Source organism: Burkholderia sp. Bp9099, assembly GCF_003857805.1.
Lineage (GTDB): Bacteria > Pseudomonadota > Gammaproteobacteria > Burkholderiales > Burkholderiaceae > Burkholderia.
In genome coordinates, this window is the sequence record NZ_QTPU01000004.1 from 258,424 (window position 1) to 275,212 (window position 16,789).

Annotated in this window: 14 protein-coding genes; 6 read left to right on the forward strand and 8 right to left on the reverse strand. The window is 67.5% G+C overall.

Going from position 1 to position 16,789, the window contains the following annotated elements; translation table 11 throughout:
* Positions 1–86 precede the first annotated feature (86 nt).
* Entirely contained in the window at positions 87–410 is a 324-nt protein-coding gene (locus DIE17_RS06320) for a DUF2917 domain-containing protein (protein ID WP_124523001.1), read from the forward strand.
* Here DIE17_RS06320 and DIE17_RS06325 read toward each other — a convergent pair.
* The gene (locus DIE17_RS06325; RefSeq protein WP_124523003.1) at positions 383–1,615 is read right to left on the reverse strand and encodes a citrate/2-methylcitrate synthase; all 1,233 of its coding nucleotides are present in this window, start codon (positions 1,613–1,615) and stop codon (positions 383–385) included. The genes DIE17_RS06320 and DIE17_RS06325 overlap by 28 nt on opposite strands.
* Before the next feature lie 139 nt (positions 1,616–1,754).
* On the opposite strand from DIE17_RS06325, the gene DIE17_RS06330 reads away from it, so the two are divergent.
* Positions 1,755–3,146 carry a CoA transferase gene (locus DIE17_RS06330; protein WP_124523005.1) on the forward strand — a complete coding sequence of 464 codons (1,392 nt, stop codon included), beginning with the start codon at positions 1,755–1,757 and terminating at the stop codon, positions 3,144–3,146.
* A gap of 37 nt (positions 3,147–3,183) precedes the next feature.
* Here the strand turns inward: DIE17_RS06330 and DIE17_RS06335 are convergent, their stop codons facing one another.
* Positions 3,184–3,930, reverse strand: a complete 747-nt coding sequence (locus DIE17_RS06335) for a GntR family transcriptional regulator (protein WP_044845577.1) — start codon at positions 3,928–3,930, stop codon at positions 3,184–3,186.
* 168 nt (positions 3,931–4,098) lie between these two features.
* Here DIE17_RS06335 and DIE17_RS06340 point away from each other — a divergent pair, with 168 nt between their 5' ends.
* The gene (locus DIE17_RS06340; RefSeq protein ID WP_124523007.1) at positions 4,099–4,944 is read left to right on the forward strand and encodes an aldo/keto reductase; all 846 of its coding nucleotides are present in this window, start codon (positions 4,099–4,101) and stop codon (positions 4,942–4,944) included.
* 36 nt (positions 4,945–4,980) lie between these two features.
* The gene (locus DIE17_RS38400; protein ID WP_185735362.1) at positions 4,981–5,985 is read left to right on the forward strand and encodes a hypothetical protein; all 1,005 of its coding nucleotides are present in this window, start codon (positions 4,981–4,983) and stop codon (positions 5,983–5,985) included.
* A 529-nt stretch (positions 5,986–6,514) separates the two neighbouring features.
* Here the strand turns inward: DIE17_RS38400 and DIE17_RS06350 are convergent.
* The 5 genes from DIE17_RS06350 to DIE17_RS06370 all read right to left on the reverse strand — a co-directional run bounded on the left by DIE17_RS06350 (position 6,515) and on the right by DIE17_RS06370 (position 11,785).
* Complete coding sequence (locus DIE17_RS06350) at positions 6,515–7,531, reverse strand: HoxN/HupN/NixA family nickel/cobalt transporter (RefSeq protein WP_260426328.1); 1,017 nt, start codon at positions 7,529–7,531, stop codon at positions 6,515–6,517.
* 177 nt (positions 7,532–7,708) lie between these two features.
* Positions 7,709–9,820 carry an elongation factor G gene (gene fusA, locus DIE17_RS06355; protein WP_044845578.1) on the reverse strand — a complete coding sequence of 704 codons (2,112 nt, stop codon included), beginning with the start codon at positions 9,818–9,820 and terminating at the stop codon, positions 7,709–7,711.
* 223 nt (positions 9,821–10,043) lie between these two features.
* Entirely contained in the window at positions 10,044–10,544 is a 501-nt protein-coding gene (locus DIE17_RS06360) for a DUF192 domain-containing protein (protein ID WP_044845579.1), read from the reverse strand.
* Between the two features lie 160 nt (positions 10,545–10,704).
* Positions 10,705–10,917: a hypothetical protein gene (locus DIE17_RS06365; RefSeq protein WP_072465376.1), complete on the reverse strand. Its 213-nt coding sequence runs from the start codon at positions 10,915–10,917 to the stop codon at positions 10,705–10,707.
* 289 nt (positions 10,918–11,206) lie between these two features.
* Positions 11,207–11,785 carry a pseudouridine synthase gene (locus DIE17_RS06370; RefSeq protein ID WP_124486986.1) on the reverse strand — a complete coding sequence of 193 codons (579 nt, stop codon included), beginning with the start codon at positions 11,783–11,785 and terminating at the stop codon, positions 11,207–11,209.
* Between the two features lie 275 nt (positions 11,786–12,060).
* Here DIE17_RS06370 and icd point away from each other — a divergent pair, with 275 nt between their 5' ends.
* Together icd and DIE17_RS06380 are read left to right on the forward strand one after the other, a co-directional pair.
* A complete protein-coding gene (gene icd / locus DIE17_RS06375; protein ID WP_044845581.1) occupies positions 12,061–13,317 on the forward strand; it encodes an NADP-dependent isocitrate dehydrogenase in 1,257 nt (418 codons plus the stop codon).
* Positions 13,318–13,596: 279 nt separating this feature from the next.
* A complete protein-coding gene (locus DIE17_RS06380; protein WP_044845582.1) occupies positions 13,597–15,825 on the forward strand; it encodes an NADP-dependent isocitrate dehydrogenase in 2,229 nt (742 codons plus the stop codon).
* Positions 15,826–15,954: 129 nt separating this feature from the next.
* Here the strand turns inward: DIE17_RS06380 and DIE17_RS06385 are convergent, their stop codons facing one another.
* Positions 15,955–16,179: a hypothetical protein gene (locus DIE17_RS06385; protein ID WP_044845583.1), complete on the reverse strand. Its 225-nt coding sequence runs from the start codon at positions 16,177–16,179 to the stop codon at positions 15,955–15,957.
* Positions 16,180–16,789: the final 610 nt, after the last annotated feature.

A 16,789-nucleotide genomic window follows, 5' to 3' on the forward strand; every position in this document is an offset into this window, starting at 1 on the left:
CGAAAGTGTCTGCAGGCGTATCTGTCCGTGTGTCGCCACGGTCCGAAATACTGGCGTCATCGAACCCACGCGACCCGGAGGCGGCCATGCGCGAACTGCGACTCTACGAGATGGACGGCAACGAACCGGCCGGGCGGTGGCGGATCGTCGATCGCACCGCGTTGCAGGTCGCGGACGGCGGTCTGTGGCTGACGATCGAGGGCCGGCCCGACGATCACTGGTTGCATGCCGGCGAGACCTTGGCGCTGCTGCCCGGCATGCGCGTGTGGATCAGCGCGGCGGCGGGCGGCGCGGTGTTCGCGTTCGGCCCGCAGGCGGCGCCGGCCGTGCAGGCCGCGCCGAGCGCGTGGCGGCGGCTCGCCGCATGGCGCGGCGGCCGCGCTCAGGCAGCCGCGTCGCTGCCGACGTAGCGCGCGCGGGGCCGGATGAGCTTGCCGTCAGCGTACTGCTCGAGTGCGTGCGCGATCCAGCCCGCGGTGCGGCCGGCCGCGAACAGCGTGAACGCGGCGCCGTCGGGCAGCGCAAGCGTGCGCTCCAGCACCGCGAGCGCGAAATCGATCGACGGATGCAGGCCGGTCGCCGCCTCGACGCGCGCGGCGAGCGCGCGGGCCATGCGCAGCGGTGCCCGGGCGGGCAGCGTCGCGTGTAGTGCGTCGAGCAACGCGCGTGCGCGCGGATCGCCGTCGGGATAGAGCGGATGCGCGAAACCGGACAGTGCCGTGCGTGCGCCGTCCGCGCGTTCGTCGTGTGCGACGCGCAGCGCGAGGTAGCGGTCGAGGTCGGCGGCCCGCGCGGCTTCGTCGAGCAGGGCGCCCGCGCGGAACGTCTCGCCGCCGTGGCGTGGGCCCGACAGCGCCGCGAGCCCGCCCGCGATCGCACCGAACAGATGGGTGCCGGTCGACGCGATGCAGCGCACCGCAAAGGTCGACGGGTTCAGTTCGTGATCGGCGCACAGCACGAGTGCGCGGCGCAGCAGGTCGGCTTCGTCGCGCCGCCGGATCCGCCACGCGGCGGCGAGCTGTCGATGCACGGGCGCGTCGCCCGGTGCGATGCCGGCCAGCGCGGCCGTCGTCACGCGCAGCAGCAGCGTGGCCGCGTCGAACTGCGCGTCGCGCCCCTGCGCCCACAGGCGCGGCAGCGAGGCGGCCGCGGCGGGGAGCAGCACCAGCGTGCGCTCGAGCGGCGCGAGATGGGCCCAGCGGCGGGCCCAGTCTTCCCACTGGGCGGCGTCGAAACCGGTCGATGCAAGCGCTGCCGCAGCGAGCCGCGCGGGCGGACAATCCCACAGGCGGGCCGCCGTTTCCTCGAGCGTCGCGTCGTTCGCGAGCGCGATCGCATCGGCGCCGCGATAGTGCAGGCGCCCGTCGGCGATTTGCGTGATCCGCGATTCGAGCACGGGCACGCCCCAGTCGAGCGAGCGTTCGGCGACGCCGCCCGCGCGCTTTGCATCGGCGCGGCGGCGCGCGAGCAGGCGCACCTCGTCCGCGTCGTAGCGGCGGCGCTTGCTCGCGCCGTCGGGCAGCGAGCGCAGCAGGCCGCGGCTCACATACGCGTAAAGGGTGCTCACGCTGACACCGAGGATGCCGGCGGCTTCCGGCGCGCTGAGGGACGTCATGCCGATCGCTCCTGTCGGGGCGCATGAAGCGCGGCCCGGCTACAACTATTCGTTATGCGTTGATTCGCGCAATCAAGATTGATCGCGCCTGTCGCGAATTCTAGACTCGAATGCGTCTCCTCCACGGCGCGCTTCCACCATGACCCCCGAACTCGCATTGACCCACTTGTGGCAACTGGCGCACGGCGAACCGCGCGCACTGGCCCGCGCGGCCGTGGCGGGGCAGGACCCGACGCTGCCGTCGGCATTCCACGTCGGCACGCTCGCCGCGGCGACGATCGCGGCGGCCGGGCTCGCGGCGGCCGAATGCCACCGGCTGCGCACGGGCGTCGCGCAGCGCGTCGACGTGTCGATGCGCGACGCGCTCGTCGCGTTTCGCAGCGAACGCTACCTGCGCGTGGACGACGGCCTGCCGCCCGAGCCGCGCCATCCGGTGACGGGCTTCTACGAAACGCGCGACGGGCGCTGGATCCAGCTGCATGCGAACTTTCCGCATCACCTGCACGGGATTCTCGACGTGCTCGGCAGCGGCCCGCAGCGCGATGACGTGGCCGCGGCGATCCGCACGTGGGACGGCGCGGCACTCGATACCGCGCTCGCCGAGGCCGGCCTGTGCGCGGCATTGATCAGAATCCCTGACGAATGGGCGGCGCACGACCAGGCACGGGCACTCGCGTCGCTGCCGCTGTTCGAGATCGAGCGGATCGGTGACGCGCCCGTCGAGGCGATCGGCCACGGCGCGCCCGACCAGCCGCTCGCGGGCGTGCGCGTGCTCGATCTCACGCGCATCATCGCGGGGCCGGTCGCGGGCCGCACGCTGGCATCGCACGGGGCACAGACGCTGCTCGTCAACGGCCCGCACCTGCCGAACATCGCGTCGCTCGTGATCGACAACGGGCGCGGCAAGCGCTCGACGTGGATCGACCTGCGCGAGGCGGGCGGTGTCGCCACGTTGCGCGCGCTCGCACGCGACGCCGACGTATTCCTGCAGGCCTATCGCCCCGGCGCGCTCGCGGCGCGCGGGTTTTCGCCGCAGGCGCTGGCGGAGCTGCGGCCCGGCATCGTCTGCGTGTCGGTGTCCGCATACGGGCACGCGGGGCCGTGGTCGATGCGGCGTGGCTTCGACAGTCTCGTGCAGTCGGCGAGCGGTATCGCGTGGCACGAGCAGCACGCCGCGCACGCGGACGGCCCGCGCCATCTGCCATGCCAGGCGCTCGATCATGCGACGGGTTATCTCGCGGCGTTCGGCGCGATGATCGCGCTCGCGCGCCGTGCGACCCAAGGGGGGAGCTGGCACGTGCGGCTCTCGCTCGCGCAGACGGGGCGCTGGCTGCAATCGTTCGGCACGGTGCCGGACGGCCTGCGGGCGCCGGATTTCACGTTCGACGACGTGCGCGACCGGATCGACCGGAGCGCGTCGCCGTTCGGCACGATCGATGCCGTGCGTCCGGCCGAACGCCTGTCGGCGACACCGCCGCGCTTCTCGAGGCCGCCCGTGCCGCTCGGCACGGACGAAGCATGCTGGTTGTGAGCGCCGGCGGCGCCGTACGCCGTGAGTATTGCCGGCGTTACTTGCGCAGTTCGACGACGAAGTCGTAGTAGTCGTTGCGGCAGTAGGTATCGGTGAGTTCGATCGCGCGCTGGTCGGCCGTATAACCGATCCGCGTGATCAGCAGCAGCGCGTCGTGCGGCGCGATGCCCATCTGTTGCGCGATCTCGTCGGTCGCGTTGACCGCGCGGAAATGCTGCAGTGCGCGCACGATCGGCGTGCCGCGCGCTTCGAGATAGCTGTACAGCGAACCGCCGATCGCCTGCGGATCGGGAATCAGCGTGGCGGGGAACGTCGAGTTCTCGACGGCCATCACGATGCCGTCGGCGAGGCGCAGGCGTTTCAGCCGTGTAACGGAGGCGGCCGGCGACAGGCCGAGCTGGATCACTTCGTCGCGATTCGCGGGCTGGATTTCGCGCTCGAGCCATTGCGAACTCGGCTTGAAGCCGCGGCGCTCGAGCATCTCGCTGAAGCTCGACAGCCGCGACAGCGGATCCTCGTAGCGCGGCCGGATGAAGTTGCCGGCCCCTTGCGTGCGGCGGATCAGGCCCTGCTCGACGAGCAGCGCGATCGCCTTGCGCGCGGTAATGCGCGACACGCCGAGCGCTTCGGACAGCACGCGTTCGGACGGCAGCGCCTCGCCGGCCGCCCAGCGATTGTCGTGGATCGCGTCGCCGAGCTTGCGGGCGAGCTGCAGGTAGAGCGGCGTGTCGTTGTCGGGGTCGGGGCGCAGGTCCTGCCAGCGGTCGTCCGTGGGTGCCTTCATGGAATGGGTATCGATCAGGGTGCCGGCCATTCTAAGTCATCATGCGGTGCCGTTATAGCCGGTTTTTGCCGTGTAACAGGTGGACGCCGCACCGATTGACTACACTGATGCGTCGTATTTGATGCTTCGGCCGCGGGTGCGCGGCCACGAATCCGCAGCGAGGAGCACATGACAGACACGATCGCCACGGTCGTCCTGCCGGACGGTGAGACGATTCCGAAACTCGGCCTGGGCACCTGGGAAATGGGCGAGCGGCCCGCGCGCCGGGCGGACGAGATCGCCGCATTGCGCGAGGGGATCGATCTCGGGATGACGCTGGTCGATACCGCCGAGATGTACGGTGACGGTGCGACCGAGGCACTCGTCGGCGAGGCGCTCGCCGGCCTGCGCGACGACGTGTTCCTGGTCAGCAAGGTGTATCCGCATCATGCGAGCCGGCGCGGCGTCGTCGCCGCGTGCGACGCGAGCCTCAAGCGTCTGCGTACCGATCGTCTCGACCTGTACCTGCTCCACTGGCGTGGTTCGGTGCCGCTCGAGGAGACCGTCGAGGGGTTCGAGGCGCTGCGACGCGCGGGCAAGATCCGCCACTGGGGCGTCAGCAACTTCGATACGGCCGACATGGCCGAGCTCGTCGACGAGGCGGGCGGGGGCGCGTGCGCGACCAACCAGATTCTCTACAACATCGCGCGGCGCGGCCCGGAATTCGACCTGCTGCCGTGGCTCGCCGATCATCGGATGCCGGCGATGGCCTACAGTCCGGTCGATCACGGACGGCTGCCGAAGCGTTCTCCGCTCGATGAAATCGCGCGGCAGCGCGGTGTGTCGGTCACGCGCGTCGCACTCGCCTGGGTGCTTGCGCAGCCGGGCGTGTTCGCGATTCCGAAGACGTCGCGGATCGAGCACGTGCGCGACAATCGCGCCGCGCTCGATCTCGTGTTGAGCGATGACGAGCGCGCGCAACTCGACGGGTACTTCCGTCCGCCGCGCAGCAAGCGCGCGCTCGAAATGCTCTGACCGCGTCGGGGGCAGGCGACGCGTCGGTCAGTGGCCATGACCACTGGACGATCCGCCGTTGCCGCCATTGCCGCCGGCACTGCCGCTTCCATTGCCATTGCCGACGCCGTTGGCGCCACCGTTGCCAGCGCCGCCGCTACCGTTGCCATTACCGTTGCCACCGCCGTTGCCGTGACCGCCGGTGCCATGGCCGCCGCCGCCGGAACCACCGCCGGAACCACCGCCGGAACCGCCACCGGAACCACCGCCGGAACCACCGCCGGAACCACCGCCGGAACCGCCGCCGGAACCACCGCCGGAACCACCGCCGGAACCACCGCCACCGTGGCCTCCGCCACCGCCGGAGTCGCCACCACCGTGACCTCCGCCACCGGAGCCTCCGCTACCGCCGGAGCCGCCGCCACCGTGACCTCCGTCGCCGTGGCCTCCGCCACCGCCGGAGCCGCCACCACCGTGACCTCCGTCGCCGTGGCCTCCGCCATCGCCGGAGCCGCCACCACCATGACCCCCGTCGCCGTGGCCTCCGCCACCGCCGGAGCCGCCACCGCCGTGACCTCCGTCGCCGTGGCCTCCGCCACCACCGGAGCCGCCACCGCCGTGACCTCCGTCGCCGTGGCCTCCATCGCCGTGACCTCCGTCACCGTGGCCTCCATCGCCGTGACCTCCGTCACCGTGGCCTCCGTCGCCATGGCCTCCGTCACCGCCGGAGCCGCCACCGCCACCATGGCCGCCTCCGGAAGTACCGCCTCCGGAAGTACCGCCCCCGGAAGTACCGCCGCCGGAAGTACCACCGCCCGAGCCCCCGCTGCCGGCGGCATTGCCGCCGCGGCCGGTGCCCCCCGAGCCAACCGAGCCGTTCGTCCCGCCCGTTGTCCCGCCGACGCCTGCGGGGCCGACGGCGCCATTGCCGTTGTTTCCGCCGCTACCCGTGCTGGCGCTCCCGCTTCCGGTCGTTCCGCCGCTACCGAGGCCGCCATTTCCGCCATTGCCGCCGCCGGCATACACACGCACCGCACAAGCGGCCGGGTTGGCCGCACATGACGCAGCGTTTTCGGCCAAGATCATCACGGTGTCCGCGCTGGACGTGGCGTCAGGCGCCGCATTCTGCTCGATCTGGGCGGATGGGGTGGTGGAAGTGCCGTCACCCGGCAGCACGGTCACAGGAACGACGGTTGTCGTGTCCTGCGCGACGGCATACGAGCAGCAGCACGCAATCGCGGCTGCGGCCAGCAGGGTCATGCGATAGCACCGTCCCGTCGTGCGGGACAGTTGTTTCGTTCTGCTCATCATTGGCCTCCCGATGCGCGCGATGCCTCGACACGCGCGTTCATCAACGTGTGGAGCAGGGGACCAGCAACGATGCAGTGTCGTTTCGGCGGCCGACGTGTGTCCGGCCGGCGCCGGAGGCCAGCCGCGAGCACGAGTCGGCACGCGGGCCCGCCGTGCGAATCCCTAACTGCGAGATTCGTGCCACCGGCCGGCTATGCCCGCGGCGCAAGGCGCGCACGGAGTGCGCGACAGCGTGCGATACGTCGTCGTGAGCTTTTTGTTTCCGAACTGAAACGTCTGACTACGTCTGGCGCGCCGTCGTGTCGGCAGCGCGCGGCCAGCGATGGCAGAGGATCGACGCGATCCAGGCGACGAGAAAGAGTGCGACGATGCCGTAACCGATCGCGCCGAAGCGTTCCCCGAGTGCATCGAGCGCATCGCGCACGGGGCCCGTCAACGACAGCTTGTCGGCGAGCAGGCCGGCGGCCTCGATCCCGCCGATGGCCAGCGCGACGGCCGCCGACAGCAGCGTGATGCTCGCGTTGTAGAGCAGCTTGCGCCGCGGGTCGTCCATCGCCCATCCGTACGCATGCATCATCAGGACATTGTCGGTCGAGTCGATCAGCGTCATGCCGGCCGCGAACAGCGCGGGAAACAGCATGACCGTATAGAGAGGCAGCGCGTGGCTCGCCTGTGCGGCCGCGATCGCGAGCAGCGCGATTTCGGTTGCAGTATCGAAACCCAGGCCGAACAGCACCCCGGCCGGATACATGTGCCAGCTCTTCGACACGAAGCGGAACAGCGGGCGCAGCAGCCGACCGACGAGGCCGGCCGGAGGATGTGCATGCGCGGCGTCGTGCGCGTGATCGGGCGCGCCGCGATAGCGCCGCCACACGTCGCGCAGGATCACCAGGTTGATGCACGCGAGCACGAGCAGGAAGGTGGCCGACACGGCCGTGCCGATCGTGCCGCCGATCTCGCGGAATGCGTCGAAGCGGTCGCGCAGCGCGAACGCGCTCAGCGCGATGCCGAGCGTCGCGGCGATCACGATCGTCGAGTGGCCGAGCGAGAAGAACAGGCCGACCGTCACCGGACGCCGGCCGTCCTGCATCAGCTTGCGCGTCGCGACGTCGATCGCGGCGATGTGATCGGCGTCGACCGCATGACGCAGGCCGAGCCCGTACGCGATCGCCGCGGTGCCGAGCAGCAGCGGATGGTCGCGCAGCACCGCGAGTGCCCACAGCCAGACGGCGACGTTCGCGGCGATGAGGCCGGCATACAGCATCAGCAGGCGGCGCAGGGCAGGGCGGCGTGGCATCGGCAGGGTTCCGTCGGACGAATCGCGATGCATTGTGGCATGCGAAAAAAATGCCTGGCGTGCCGATCAAAAACGTCGCCGGCCGGTCGCATCGCTGCGTTCGACGGACGAAAAAAAGCCCGTCCGGAACCGGACGGGCTCGTACTTGCCGCGCAGCAGTGCGCAGGTGCGCCGCGCTTACTTCACTTTCGCGTTGATCACGGCTTCCGACACGTTCGCCGGCGTTTCCGCGTAGTGCTTGAACTCCATCGTGTACGTCGCACGGCCTTGCGTCGCCGAGCGCAGTGACGTCGAATAGCCGAACATTTCCGCGAGCGGCACCTCGGCGCGCACCAGCTTGCCGCCACCGCCCGCGATGTCTTCCATCCCCTGCACGATGCCGCGCCGGCTCGACAGGTCGCCCATCACGTTGCCCATGAAGTCCTCGGGCGTCTCGACCTCGACGGCCATCATCGGCTCGAGCAGCACCGGCTTGGCCTTGCGCATCGCTTCCTTGAACGCCATCGAGCCGGCCATCCGGAACGCGTTTTCGTTCGAGTCGACGTCGTGGTACGAGCCGAACGTCAGGTGCACCTTCACGTCGACCACCGGGTAGCCCGCGAGCACGCCGCTCTTCAGCGTCTCGGTGATGCCCTTGTCGACGGCCGGGATGAATTCGCGCGGAATCACGCCGCCCTTGATCTCGTCGAGGAACTCGTAGCCCTTGCCGGGGTTCGGCTCCAGCGTGATCACCGCGTGCCCGTACTGGCCGCGCCCGCCCGACTGCTTGACGAACTTGCCCTCGACATCGGATGCCGTCGTGCGCACCGTTTCGCGATACGCGACCTGCGGCTTGCCGACCGTCGCCTCGACGCCGAACTCGCGCTTCATCCGGTCGACCAGGATTTCGAGGTGCAGCTCGCCCATCCCCGAAATGATCGTCTGGCCGGATTCCTCGTCGGTCTGCACGCGGAACGACGGATCTTCCTGCGCGAGACGGTTCAGCGCGAGGCCCATCTTCTCCTGGTCGGCCTTCGTCTTCGGCTCGACGGCCTGCGAGATCACCGGCTCCGGGAATTCCATCTTCTCGAGGATGATCGGCTTGGCCGGATCGCACAGCGTGTCGCCCGTCGTCGCTTCCTTCAGGCCCACTGCCGCCGCGATGTCGCCCGCGCGTACTTCCTTGATTTCCTTGCGCTCGTTCGCGTGCATCTGCAGGATCCGGCCGAGCCGCTCCTTCTTGTCCTTCGTCGCGTTCAGCACCGTGTCGCCCGATTCGACGACGCCCGAATACACGCGGAAGAAGATCAGCTGGCCGACGAACGGATCGGTCATGATCTTGAACGCGAGCGACGAGAACGGCTCGTCGTCGCTCGGGTGACGTTCGGCCGGCTTCTCCGGATCGTGGAAGTCGTGACCGAGGATGGCCGGCACGTCGACCGGCGACGGCAGGTAGTCGATCACCGCGTCGAGCATCGCCTGCACGCCCTTGTTCTTGAACGCGCTGCCGCACAGCATCGGCACGATCTCGTTGGCGATCGTGCGCTGGCGCAGCGCGGCCTTGATCTCGTCCTCGGTCAGCGATTCATGGTCGTGCAGGTACTTCTCGAGCAGTTCCTCGCTGGCTTCCGCGGCGGCCTCGACCATCTTCTCGCGCCATTCGTGCGCGAGCTCGACGAGATTCGCGGGGATGTCTTCGTACGTGAACTTCACGCCCTGGCTTTCGTCGTCCCAGACGATCGCCTTCATCTTCACGAGATCGACGACGCCCTGGAAATGATCTTCCGCGCCGATCGGAATCTGGATCGGCACGGCGACGCCCTTCAGGCGCTCGCCGATCTGGCGCTGCACGCGGAAGAAGTCCGCGCCGATGCGGTCCATCTTGTTGACGAACGCGATGCGCGGCACCTTGTACTTGTTCGCCTGGCGCCATACGGTTTCGGACTGCGGCTGCACGCCGCCGACCGAGTCGTAGACCATGCACGCGCCGTCGAGCACGCGCATCGAGCGCTCGACCTCGATCGTGAAGTCGACGTGCCCGGGCGTGTCGATGATGTTGATCCGGTGTTCGGGGTAGTTGCCGGCCATGCCTTTCCAGAAGGCCGTGGTCGCAGCCGACGTGATCGTGATGCCGCGTTCCTGCTCCTGCTCCATCCAGTCCATCGTGGCCGCGCCGTCGTGCACTTCACCGATCTTGTGGCTCACGCCGGTGTAAAACAGGATGCGCTCGGTCGTCGTGGTCTTGCCGGCATCGATGTGAGCGCTGATCCCGATATTGCGATAGCGCTCGATGGGGGTTTTGCGGGGCACGTGAACCTCCTGGTGGTTCGGATCGTAAGCGGGACGGCGGCGCCGGCCCGGGCTGAAACAAGCGAGATTTAAAGCATAGCGCTTGTCCGTGGCTTTTGCAGATGCGGGCAAGGTGCGCCGTATCAAGGCGGCCGCGGCCGCCGGCCGGCGAAAAAAAAGCCGGCGCCCAACAAGCAGGGCGGCCGGCTGCGGTCGATGCGCGGCGGTGCCGCGGCGATGGCGATTACTGGGCCTTGGGCAGCCCGTCGAGCTTCATGCCCGGCTTGATGCCTTTCGCCGCGAACCAGCCCTTGCTCATTTCGAGCGCATAGACACCGTTGTTGCGCGGGCAGTGGTTGTCGGTCGTCTCGGCCTTCATCTCGTCGATGTCGGTGATCGTGCCGTCCGCGCGGACGAACGCGATCGACAGCGGGATCAGCGTGTTCTTCATCCAGAAGCAGTGCACGGCGTTCTCGTTGAACACGAACAGCATGCCTTCGTTCGGCGCGAGCTGCGACCGGTACATCAGCCCCTGTTCGCGATCGGCGTCGTTCGCGGCGACGGCCGCGTCGATCACGTACATGCCGGCGCGCAGCTTCACGCGCGGGAACTCGCCCGGCTGCTTGGCGCCGGGCGGCATCTGGGCGTGGGCGGTCTGCATGCCGAGTGCGAGGACGGCGAGCGCGGCGGGAAACACGGCGGCGCGCGCAAGGCGGCCGAGCGACGGGCGCAGGGAGAATCGCACAGCAGGGCTCCTATCGGGAAAACGAGACCCGCATGGTACGCGAAGCGCGCCGGCGGGCACAAAAAAGAAAAAGGCAGATCGCCTCGCGGTGATCTGCCTTTCAACGCCGTAAGAACGGCAAGACTGCGTGTTCTTGACTGCGTTATTACAAACAGCTTGCTTAGTTCGAAGCAGCTGCCGGTGCTTCGGCTTCGCTAGCTGCCTTCTTAGCTGCGTGGTGCTTCTTCTTTGCGTGGTGCTTCTTGGCAGCGTGCTTTGCCGGTGCCGAAGCAGCTGCCGGAGCAGCAGCCGAAGCAGCTTCCGGAGCCGAAGCTTGTGCGAATGCTGCCGTTGCGAAGAGGCCAGCGACCAGAGCGGCGATCAGTTTGTTCATGTTGTGTTCCTCAGCTTTAGTTAATTAACCAAATGACCCGGCAATAGGAGTCATGTCGTCTAACGGTGCCATCCACCTTTCGGTTGACAGACGCTTCGAGAAATTTCTCTTTGCGCTGCGGGCGCCGAATCGTATTCGAAGAAAACGTCGCTTTCGTGACGCAAACACGGAAATACCGGTTCGGCTGCCAATGCCGGATAGCTAAGGTTGGCATCTGCGTGGTTTAACGCACGATCTTCGCCGGCGGTTGACGAAAAAGATGACGAAAAATTCGCGCGTCCCGAATTCATCATTCGGTGCGTGCGAAACCGTCCCAGGGGGCCCGCGGCGGCAACGCGATTGTTTCGCCCGGTGCAATGCCGAGCGCGAATATGTCGAGCGCGCCAATGCCGACACGCACGAGACGCAAGGTCGGGAAGCCGATCGCGGCCGTCATCCGGCGCACCTGCCGGTTCTTGCCTTCGGTGATCGCGAGTTCGATCCACGTGGTCGGGATCGCGGCGCGATAGCGGATCGGCGGGTTGCGCGGCCACAGCGCCTCGGGCGGTTCGATGAATTCGGCGCGGCACGGGCGCGTCACGTAGTCGCCGAGATCGACGCCGCGCGCGAGTGCCTTCAGGTCGGCCGGTCCCGGCGCGCCGTCGACCTGCGCCCAGTAGCGCTTGACGAGCTTGTGGCGCGGCTCGGCGATGCGCGCCTGCAGCGCGCCGTCGTCGGTGAGCAGCAGCAGGCCCTCGCTGTCCGCGTCGAGCCGGCCGGCCGGGTAGACGCCGGGCGTGGTTACCCAGTCGCCGAGCGACGGCCGCGTCTCGTGCGCGGAAAACTGGCAAATCGTGCCGAACGGCTTGTTGAGGGCGATCAGGGTCATGGCGGGGCGCCCGCCCGGCGTGCCGCGGGGCGGCGGGACGGGCGGTCTATGGCAAATGGCGGAATCTTAATGCATAATACGGAACGGCAAGTCATCTGTCTTATATAAGACATAAGGGAAGACTTGATACGCAGCGTCGCGCTTCGTGCCGCCGGCCCCGGTTGGGGCGCTAGAATAGCGGCTCGCTGTTGCCGTCACGAAGGTGGCAAGGCCACCTCGCCGCGCGCGCAGTTTCGACCAGCATCACCTGCTCAGCCACGTCACTGGAGTCGATCATGCCGTATCAGCACATCAAGGTTCCGGAGGGCGGTGACAAGATCACCGTCAACAAGGACTTCTCGCTCAACGTTTCCGATCAGCCGATCATTCCCTACATCGAAGGCGACGGTACGGGCTTCGATATCACGCCGGTCATGATCAAGGTCGTCGACGCGGCGGTCGCGCATGCCTACAAGGGCAAGCGCAAGATCCACTGGATGGAGATCTTCGCGGGCGAGAAGGCGACCAAGGTGTACGGTCCGGACGTGTGGCTGCCGGACGAGACGCTGCAGGTGCTGAAGGAATACGTGGTGTCGATCAAGGGGCCGCTCACGACCCCGGTCGGCGGCGGCATCCGTTCGCTGAACGTCGCGCTGCGCCAGGAACTCGACCTCTACGTCTGCCTGCGTCCGGTCCAGTATTTCAAGGGTGTGCCGTCGCCGGTGCGCGAGCCGCAAAAGATCGACATGGTGATCTTCCGCGAGAACTCGGAAGACATCTACGCGGGCATCGAATGGGCCGCGGGCTCCGAGCAGGCGAAGAAGGTCATCAAGTTCCTGCAGGAAGAGATGGGCGTGAAGAAGATCCGCTTCCCGGAAACCTCGGGGATCGGCGTCAAGCCCGTGTCGACCGAAGGCACCGAGCGTCTCGTGCGCAAGGCGATCCAGTACGCGATCGACAACGATCGCAAGTCGGTCACGCTGGTGCACAAGGGCAACATCATGAAGTTCACGGAAGGCCTGTTCCGTGACGCCGGCTATGCGCTCGCGCAGAAGGAGTTCGGCGGCGAGCTGATCGACGGCGGCCCGTGGATGCGCGTGAAGAACCCGAAGACGGGCAACGAGATCGTCATCAAGGATTCGATCGCCGACGCGTTCCTGCAGCAGATCCTGCTGCGTCCGGCCGAATACGACGTGATCGCGACGCTGAACCTGAACGGCGACTACATCTCCGACGCACTGGCCGCGCAGGTCGGCGGCATCGGGATCGCGCCGGGCGCGAACCTGTCGGATTCGGTCGCGATGTTCGAGGCGACCCACGGCACGGCGCCGAAGTACGCGGGCAAGGATTACGTGAACCCCGGTTCCGAGATCCTGTCGGCGGAAATGATGCTGCGCCACCTCGGCTGGACGGAAGCGGCCGACACGATCATCGCCGCGATGGAGAAGTCGATCCTGCAGAAGCGCGTCACGTATGACTTCGCGCGTCTGATGGAAGGCGCGACGCAGGTGTCGTGCTCCGGCTTCGGCGAAGTGCTGATCGAGAACATGTAAGTCCCTTCCGGGGCAGGCCGGCGGACCGCCGGCCGCCCCGGCGCCTACTGCCGGCGCCGGGGCGTTTCATGAACGGCAGGTTTGTTGGCAGGGCGGTCCGGCATGCGGGCCGCGGCGCCGCGATGCGGCCCGGGTGCCCTGCAAGGTAGAACATGACGGCCCTCGCAACACCACCGCCCGGCTAGCCGGCACGCCCCTTTCGCGATCGACCCGGTCGCTCCCCGCCGGTTACCGCCGGCGCTCCTCAGTCCCAAATTTTCACGTAGCAACGCATCGACCATGTCCACTTCGCCCAAGATCATCTACACCCTCACCGACGAAGCGCCCGCGCTCGCGACCTATTCGCTGCTGCCGATCGTCAAGGCCTTCACGCGCTCGTCGGGCGTCGCCGTCGAAACGCGCGACATCTCGCTCGCCGGCCGCATCATCGCGGCATTCGCCGACGTCCTGCCGCCGGAGCAGAAGGGTTCCGACGATCTGGCCGAACTGGGCCAGCTCACGCTGAAGCCGGAAGCGAACATCATCAAGCTGCCGAACATCAGCGCGTCGGTGCCGCAGCTCAAGGCCGCGATCGCCGAACTGCAGGCGCAGGGCTACAAGCTGCCGGCCTACCCGGAAGAGCCGTCGAGCGACGAAGAGAAGGCCGTCAAGGCCCGCTACGACAAGATCAAGGGCAGCGCAGTGAACCCGGTGCTGCGCGAAGGCAACTCCGACCGTCGCGCGCCGCTGTCGGTCAAGAACTACGCACGCAAGCACCCGCACAAGATGGGCGCATGGAAGGCCACGTCGAAGGCGCACGTCGCGCACATGACCGAAGGCGACTTCTACGGCAGCGAGAAGTCGGCGCTGATCGCCGATGCCGGCAGCGTGAAGATCGAACTCACGACGGCCGACGGCGTGAAGAAGGTGCTGAAGGAAAAGACGGCCGTGAAGGCCGGTGAAGTCATCGACGCCTCGGTGATGAGCCGCAAGGCGCTGCGCAGCTTCATCGAAGCGCAGATCGCCGACGCGAAGGCGCAGGACGTGCTGTTCTCGGTGCACCTGAAGGCGACCATGATGAAGGTCTCGGACCCGATCCTGTTCGGTCACTTCGTGTCGGTGTTCTACCGCGACGCGCTCGCGAAGCACGCGGACGTGCTGGCGCAGGCCGGCTTCAACCCGAACAACGGGATCGGCGACCTGTACGCGCGCCTGAAGGACCTGCCGGCCGACACGCGCGAAGCGATCGAAGCCGACGTCAAGGCCGAGTACGCGGTGCGTCCGCGCCTCGCGATGGTCAACTCGGACAAGGGCATCACGAACCTGCACGTGCCGAGCGACGTGATCGTCGACGCATCGATGCCGGCGATGATCCGCGAGTCGGGCTGCATGTGGGGCCCGGACGGTGAACTGTACGACGCGAAGGCCGTGATTCCGGACCGCTGCTACGCGGGCGTCTACCAGGCCGTGATCGAGGACTGCAAGCAGCATGGCGCATTCGACCCCGTCACGATGGGCAGCGTGCCGAACGTCGGCCTGATGGCGCAGGCCGCCGAGGAATACGGTTCGCACGACAAGACGTTCCTGATCCCGGCCGACGGCGTCGTGCGCGTCACCGACGAAGCCGGCAACGTGCTGCTCGAGCATGCGGTCGAGTCGGGCGACGTCTGGCGCATGTGCCAGACCAAGGACGCACCGGTGCAGGACTGGGTCAAACTCGCGGTCAACCGCGCCCGCGCGACCGGCGCGCCGGCCGTGTTCTGGCTCGATCCGGCACGTGCGCACGACGCGCAGATCATCGCGAAGGTCGAACGCTACCTGAAGGATCACGATACGAACGGCCTCGACATCCGCATCATGACGCCGGTGGACGCGACGCGTTTCTCGCTCGAGCGCATCCGCGCGGGCAAGGACACGATCTCGGTCACGGGCAACGTGCTGCGCGACTACCTGACCGACCTGTTCCCGATCATGGAACTCGGCACCAGCGCGAAGATGCTGTCGATCGTGCCGCTGATGGCCGGCGGCGGGATGTTCGAGACGGGCGCGGGCGGCTCGGCACCGAAGCACGTGCAGCAGTTCGTCGAGGAAGGCTTCCTGCGCTGGGATTCGCTCGGCGAATTCCTCGCGCTGGCCGCGTCGCTCGAACACCTCGGCAACGCTTACCAGAACCCGAAGGCGCTCGTGCTCGCGAAGACGCTCGACCAGGCGACCGGCAAGTTCCTGGACGAGAACAAGTCGCCGGCGCGCAAGGTCGGCGGCCTCGACAACCGCGGCAGCCACTTCTACCTGTGCCTGTACTGGGCGCAGGCGCTGGCCGAGCAGACCGAGGACGCCGCGCTGAAGGCGCAGTTCGAAGGCGTCGCGAAGTCGCTGTCCGACAGCGAAGCGCGCATCCTGGAAGAACTGTCGGCCGCGCAGGGCAAGGCACAGGCGATCGGCGGCTACTACCGTCCGAGCGTCGAGCTGACGAGCCAGGCGATGCGCCCGAGCGCAACGCTGAACGGCATCGTCGACGCAGTCGCCTGACGCCGGCCGCGCCACCGCGCGCGTCCTGGCAACGGCAACAGCAGATGCGGCGGGCCTGGCGGCTCGCCGTCCCGCCGATAATGAAAACGCCCCGGTGACCCGGGGCGTTTTTCGTTGCAGGCGTGCCATTCAGACGTGAACGATTTCCCATTCGGCGATTTCGTGCGGCACTTCGAGCGTGGCCGTATCCAGTTCGGACGGCTGTTCGCAGTCGCCGCGGGAGATGTGGTCGGCTGCCACTTCCGGGCACGAGAACGCGCCGAGCGAGGCGTTGCCGAACGTCGCTTCCCAGCCGCCGTTTGCCGGCAGGATGTAGAACGACCCGAGCGCTGAACCAAAGCGAAATCCCTTCATTTCCGTTCTCCCTTTCTGATCACAAGCGATTCTGGTGTGCCGCCCGCCGGCGCGTCCGGCTGTGGCCCGACTGGCTGCTTGCGCCGGGTTCCGTATCGAACGTCGTGGCGAAGCGTCAGTGCATGGAACAAAGTCTACGTCCGCGAGCGCGCTCGATGGTGCGCGTAGAACGCTTTCTCGAAACAAAAATTCTCCTTTTAAAACAATGTGATATTTGGTGTGTTTTGTATTGCGGAATGATTTTTGGCATCGCGAAACAGCGAATTTGTGCCGTGCACCACGAATTTTTATAAAGCAGAGACTTGTTCCACATCGTGAAAAATCGAGGGGTTCAGGCAAAGAGGGCGCGCGACGCGTCGATGACGCGATGCGCAGCGGCAGCAAATGCCTTCGATCGGGCGTGACCAAAGCGGGTGACGCAAGGCGTCGATCGCCCCGGCCGGCGTGAGGGCAGCGGAGCCCGCGGCGTCGTTCGATGAGCGAAAACGCGGCCCGCGCGGCGCGCGAATCGTCGGGCCGGCAGCGTCGTGCGGCGTATCGACGCTCGCGCGGTGTCGCGGCGTTTCGACCGAGTGCTGCGGTTATGATGACGCGGGCATCGGATTGCGCG

Excerpts from the sequence above, each read along its gene's own strand:
- DIE17_RS06335 (WP_044845577.1), bottom strand. The coding sequence starts at position 3,930 with ATGAAGGCACCCACGGACGACCGCTGGCAGGACCTGCGCCCCGACCCC.
- DIE17_RS06370 (WP_124486986.1), bottom strand. The coding sequence starts at position 11,785 with ATGACCCTGATCGCCCTCAACAAGCCGTTCGGCACGATTTGCCAGTTT.
- DIE17_RS06320 (WP_124523001.1), top strand. The coding sequence starts at position 87 with ATGCGCGAACTGCGACTCTACGAGATGGACGGCAACGAACCGGCCGGG.
- DIE17_RS38400 (WP_185735362.1), top strand. The coding sequence starts at position 4,981 with ATGACCACTGGACGATCCGCCGTTGCCGCCATTGCCGCCGGCACTGCC.
- DIE17_RS06330 (WP_124523005.1), top strand. The coding sequence starts at position 1,755 with ATGACCCCCGAACTCGCATTGACCCACTTGTGGCAACTGGCGCACGGC.
- DIE17_RS06385 (WP_044845583.1), bottom strand. The coding sequence starts at position 16,179 with ATGAAGGGATTTCGCTTTGGTTCAGCGCTCGGGTCGTTCTACATCCTG.
- icd (WP_044845581.1), top strand. The coding sequence starts at position 12,061 with ATGCCGTATCAGCACATCAAGGTTCCGGAGGGCGGTGACAAGATCACC.
- DIE17_RS06325 (WP_124523003.1), bottom strand. The coding sequence starts at position 1,615 with ATGACGTCCCTCAGCGCGCCGGAAGCCGCCGGCATCCTCGGTGTCAGC.
- DIE17_RS06380 (WP_044845582.1), top strand. The coding sequence starts at position 13,597 with ATGTCCACTTCGCCCAAGATCATCTACACCCTCACCGACGAAGCGCCC.
- DIE17_RS06350 (WP_260426328.1), bottom strand. The coding sequence starts at position 7,531 with ATGCCACGCCGCCCTGCCCTGCGCCGCCTGCTGATGCTGTATGCCGGC.
- DIE17_RS06365 (WP_072465376.1), bottom strand. The coding sequence starts at position 10,917 with ATGAACAAACTGATCGCCGCTCTGGTCGCTGGCCTCTTCGCAACGGCA.
- DIE17_RS06340 (WP_124523007.1), top strand. The coding sequence starts at position 4,099 with ATGACAGACACGATCGCCACGGTCGTCCTGCCGGACGGTGAGACGATT.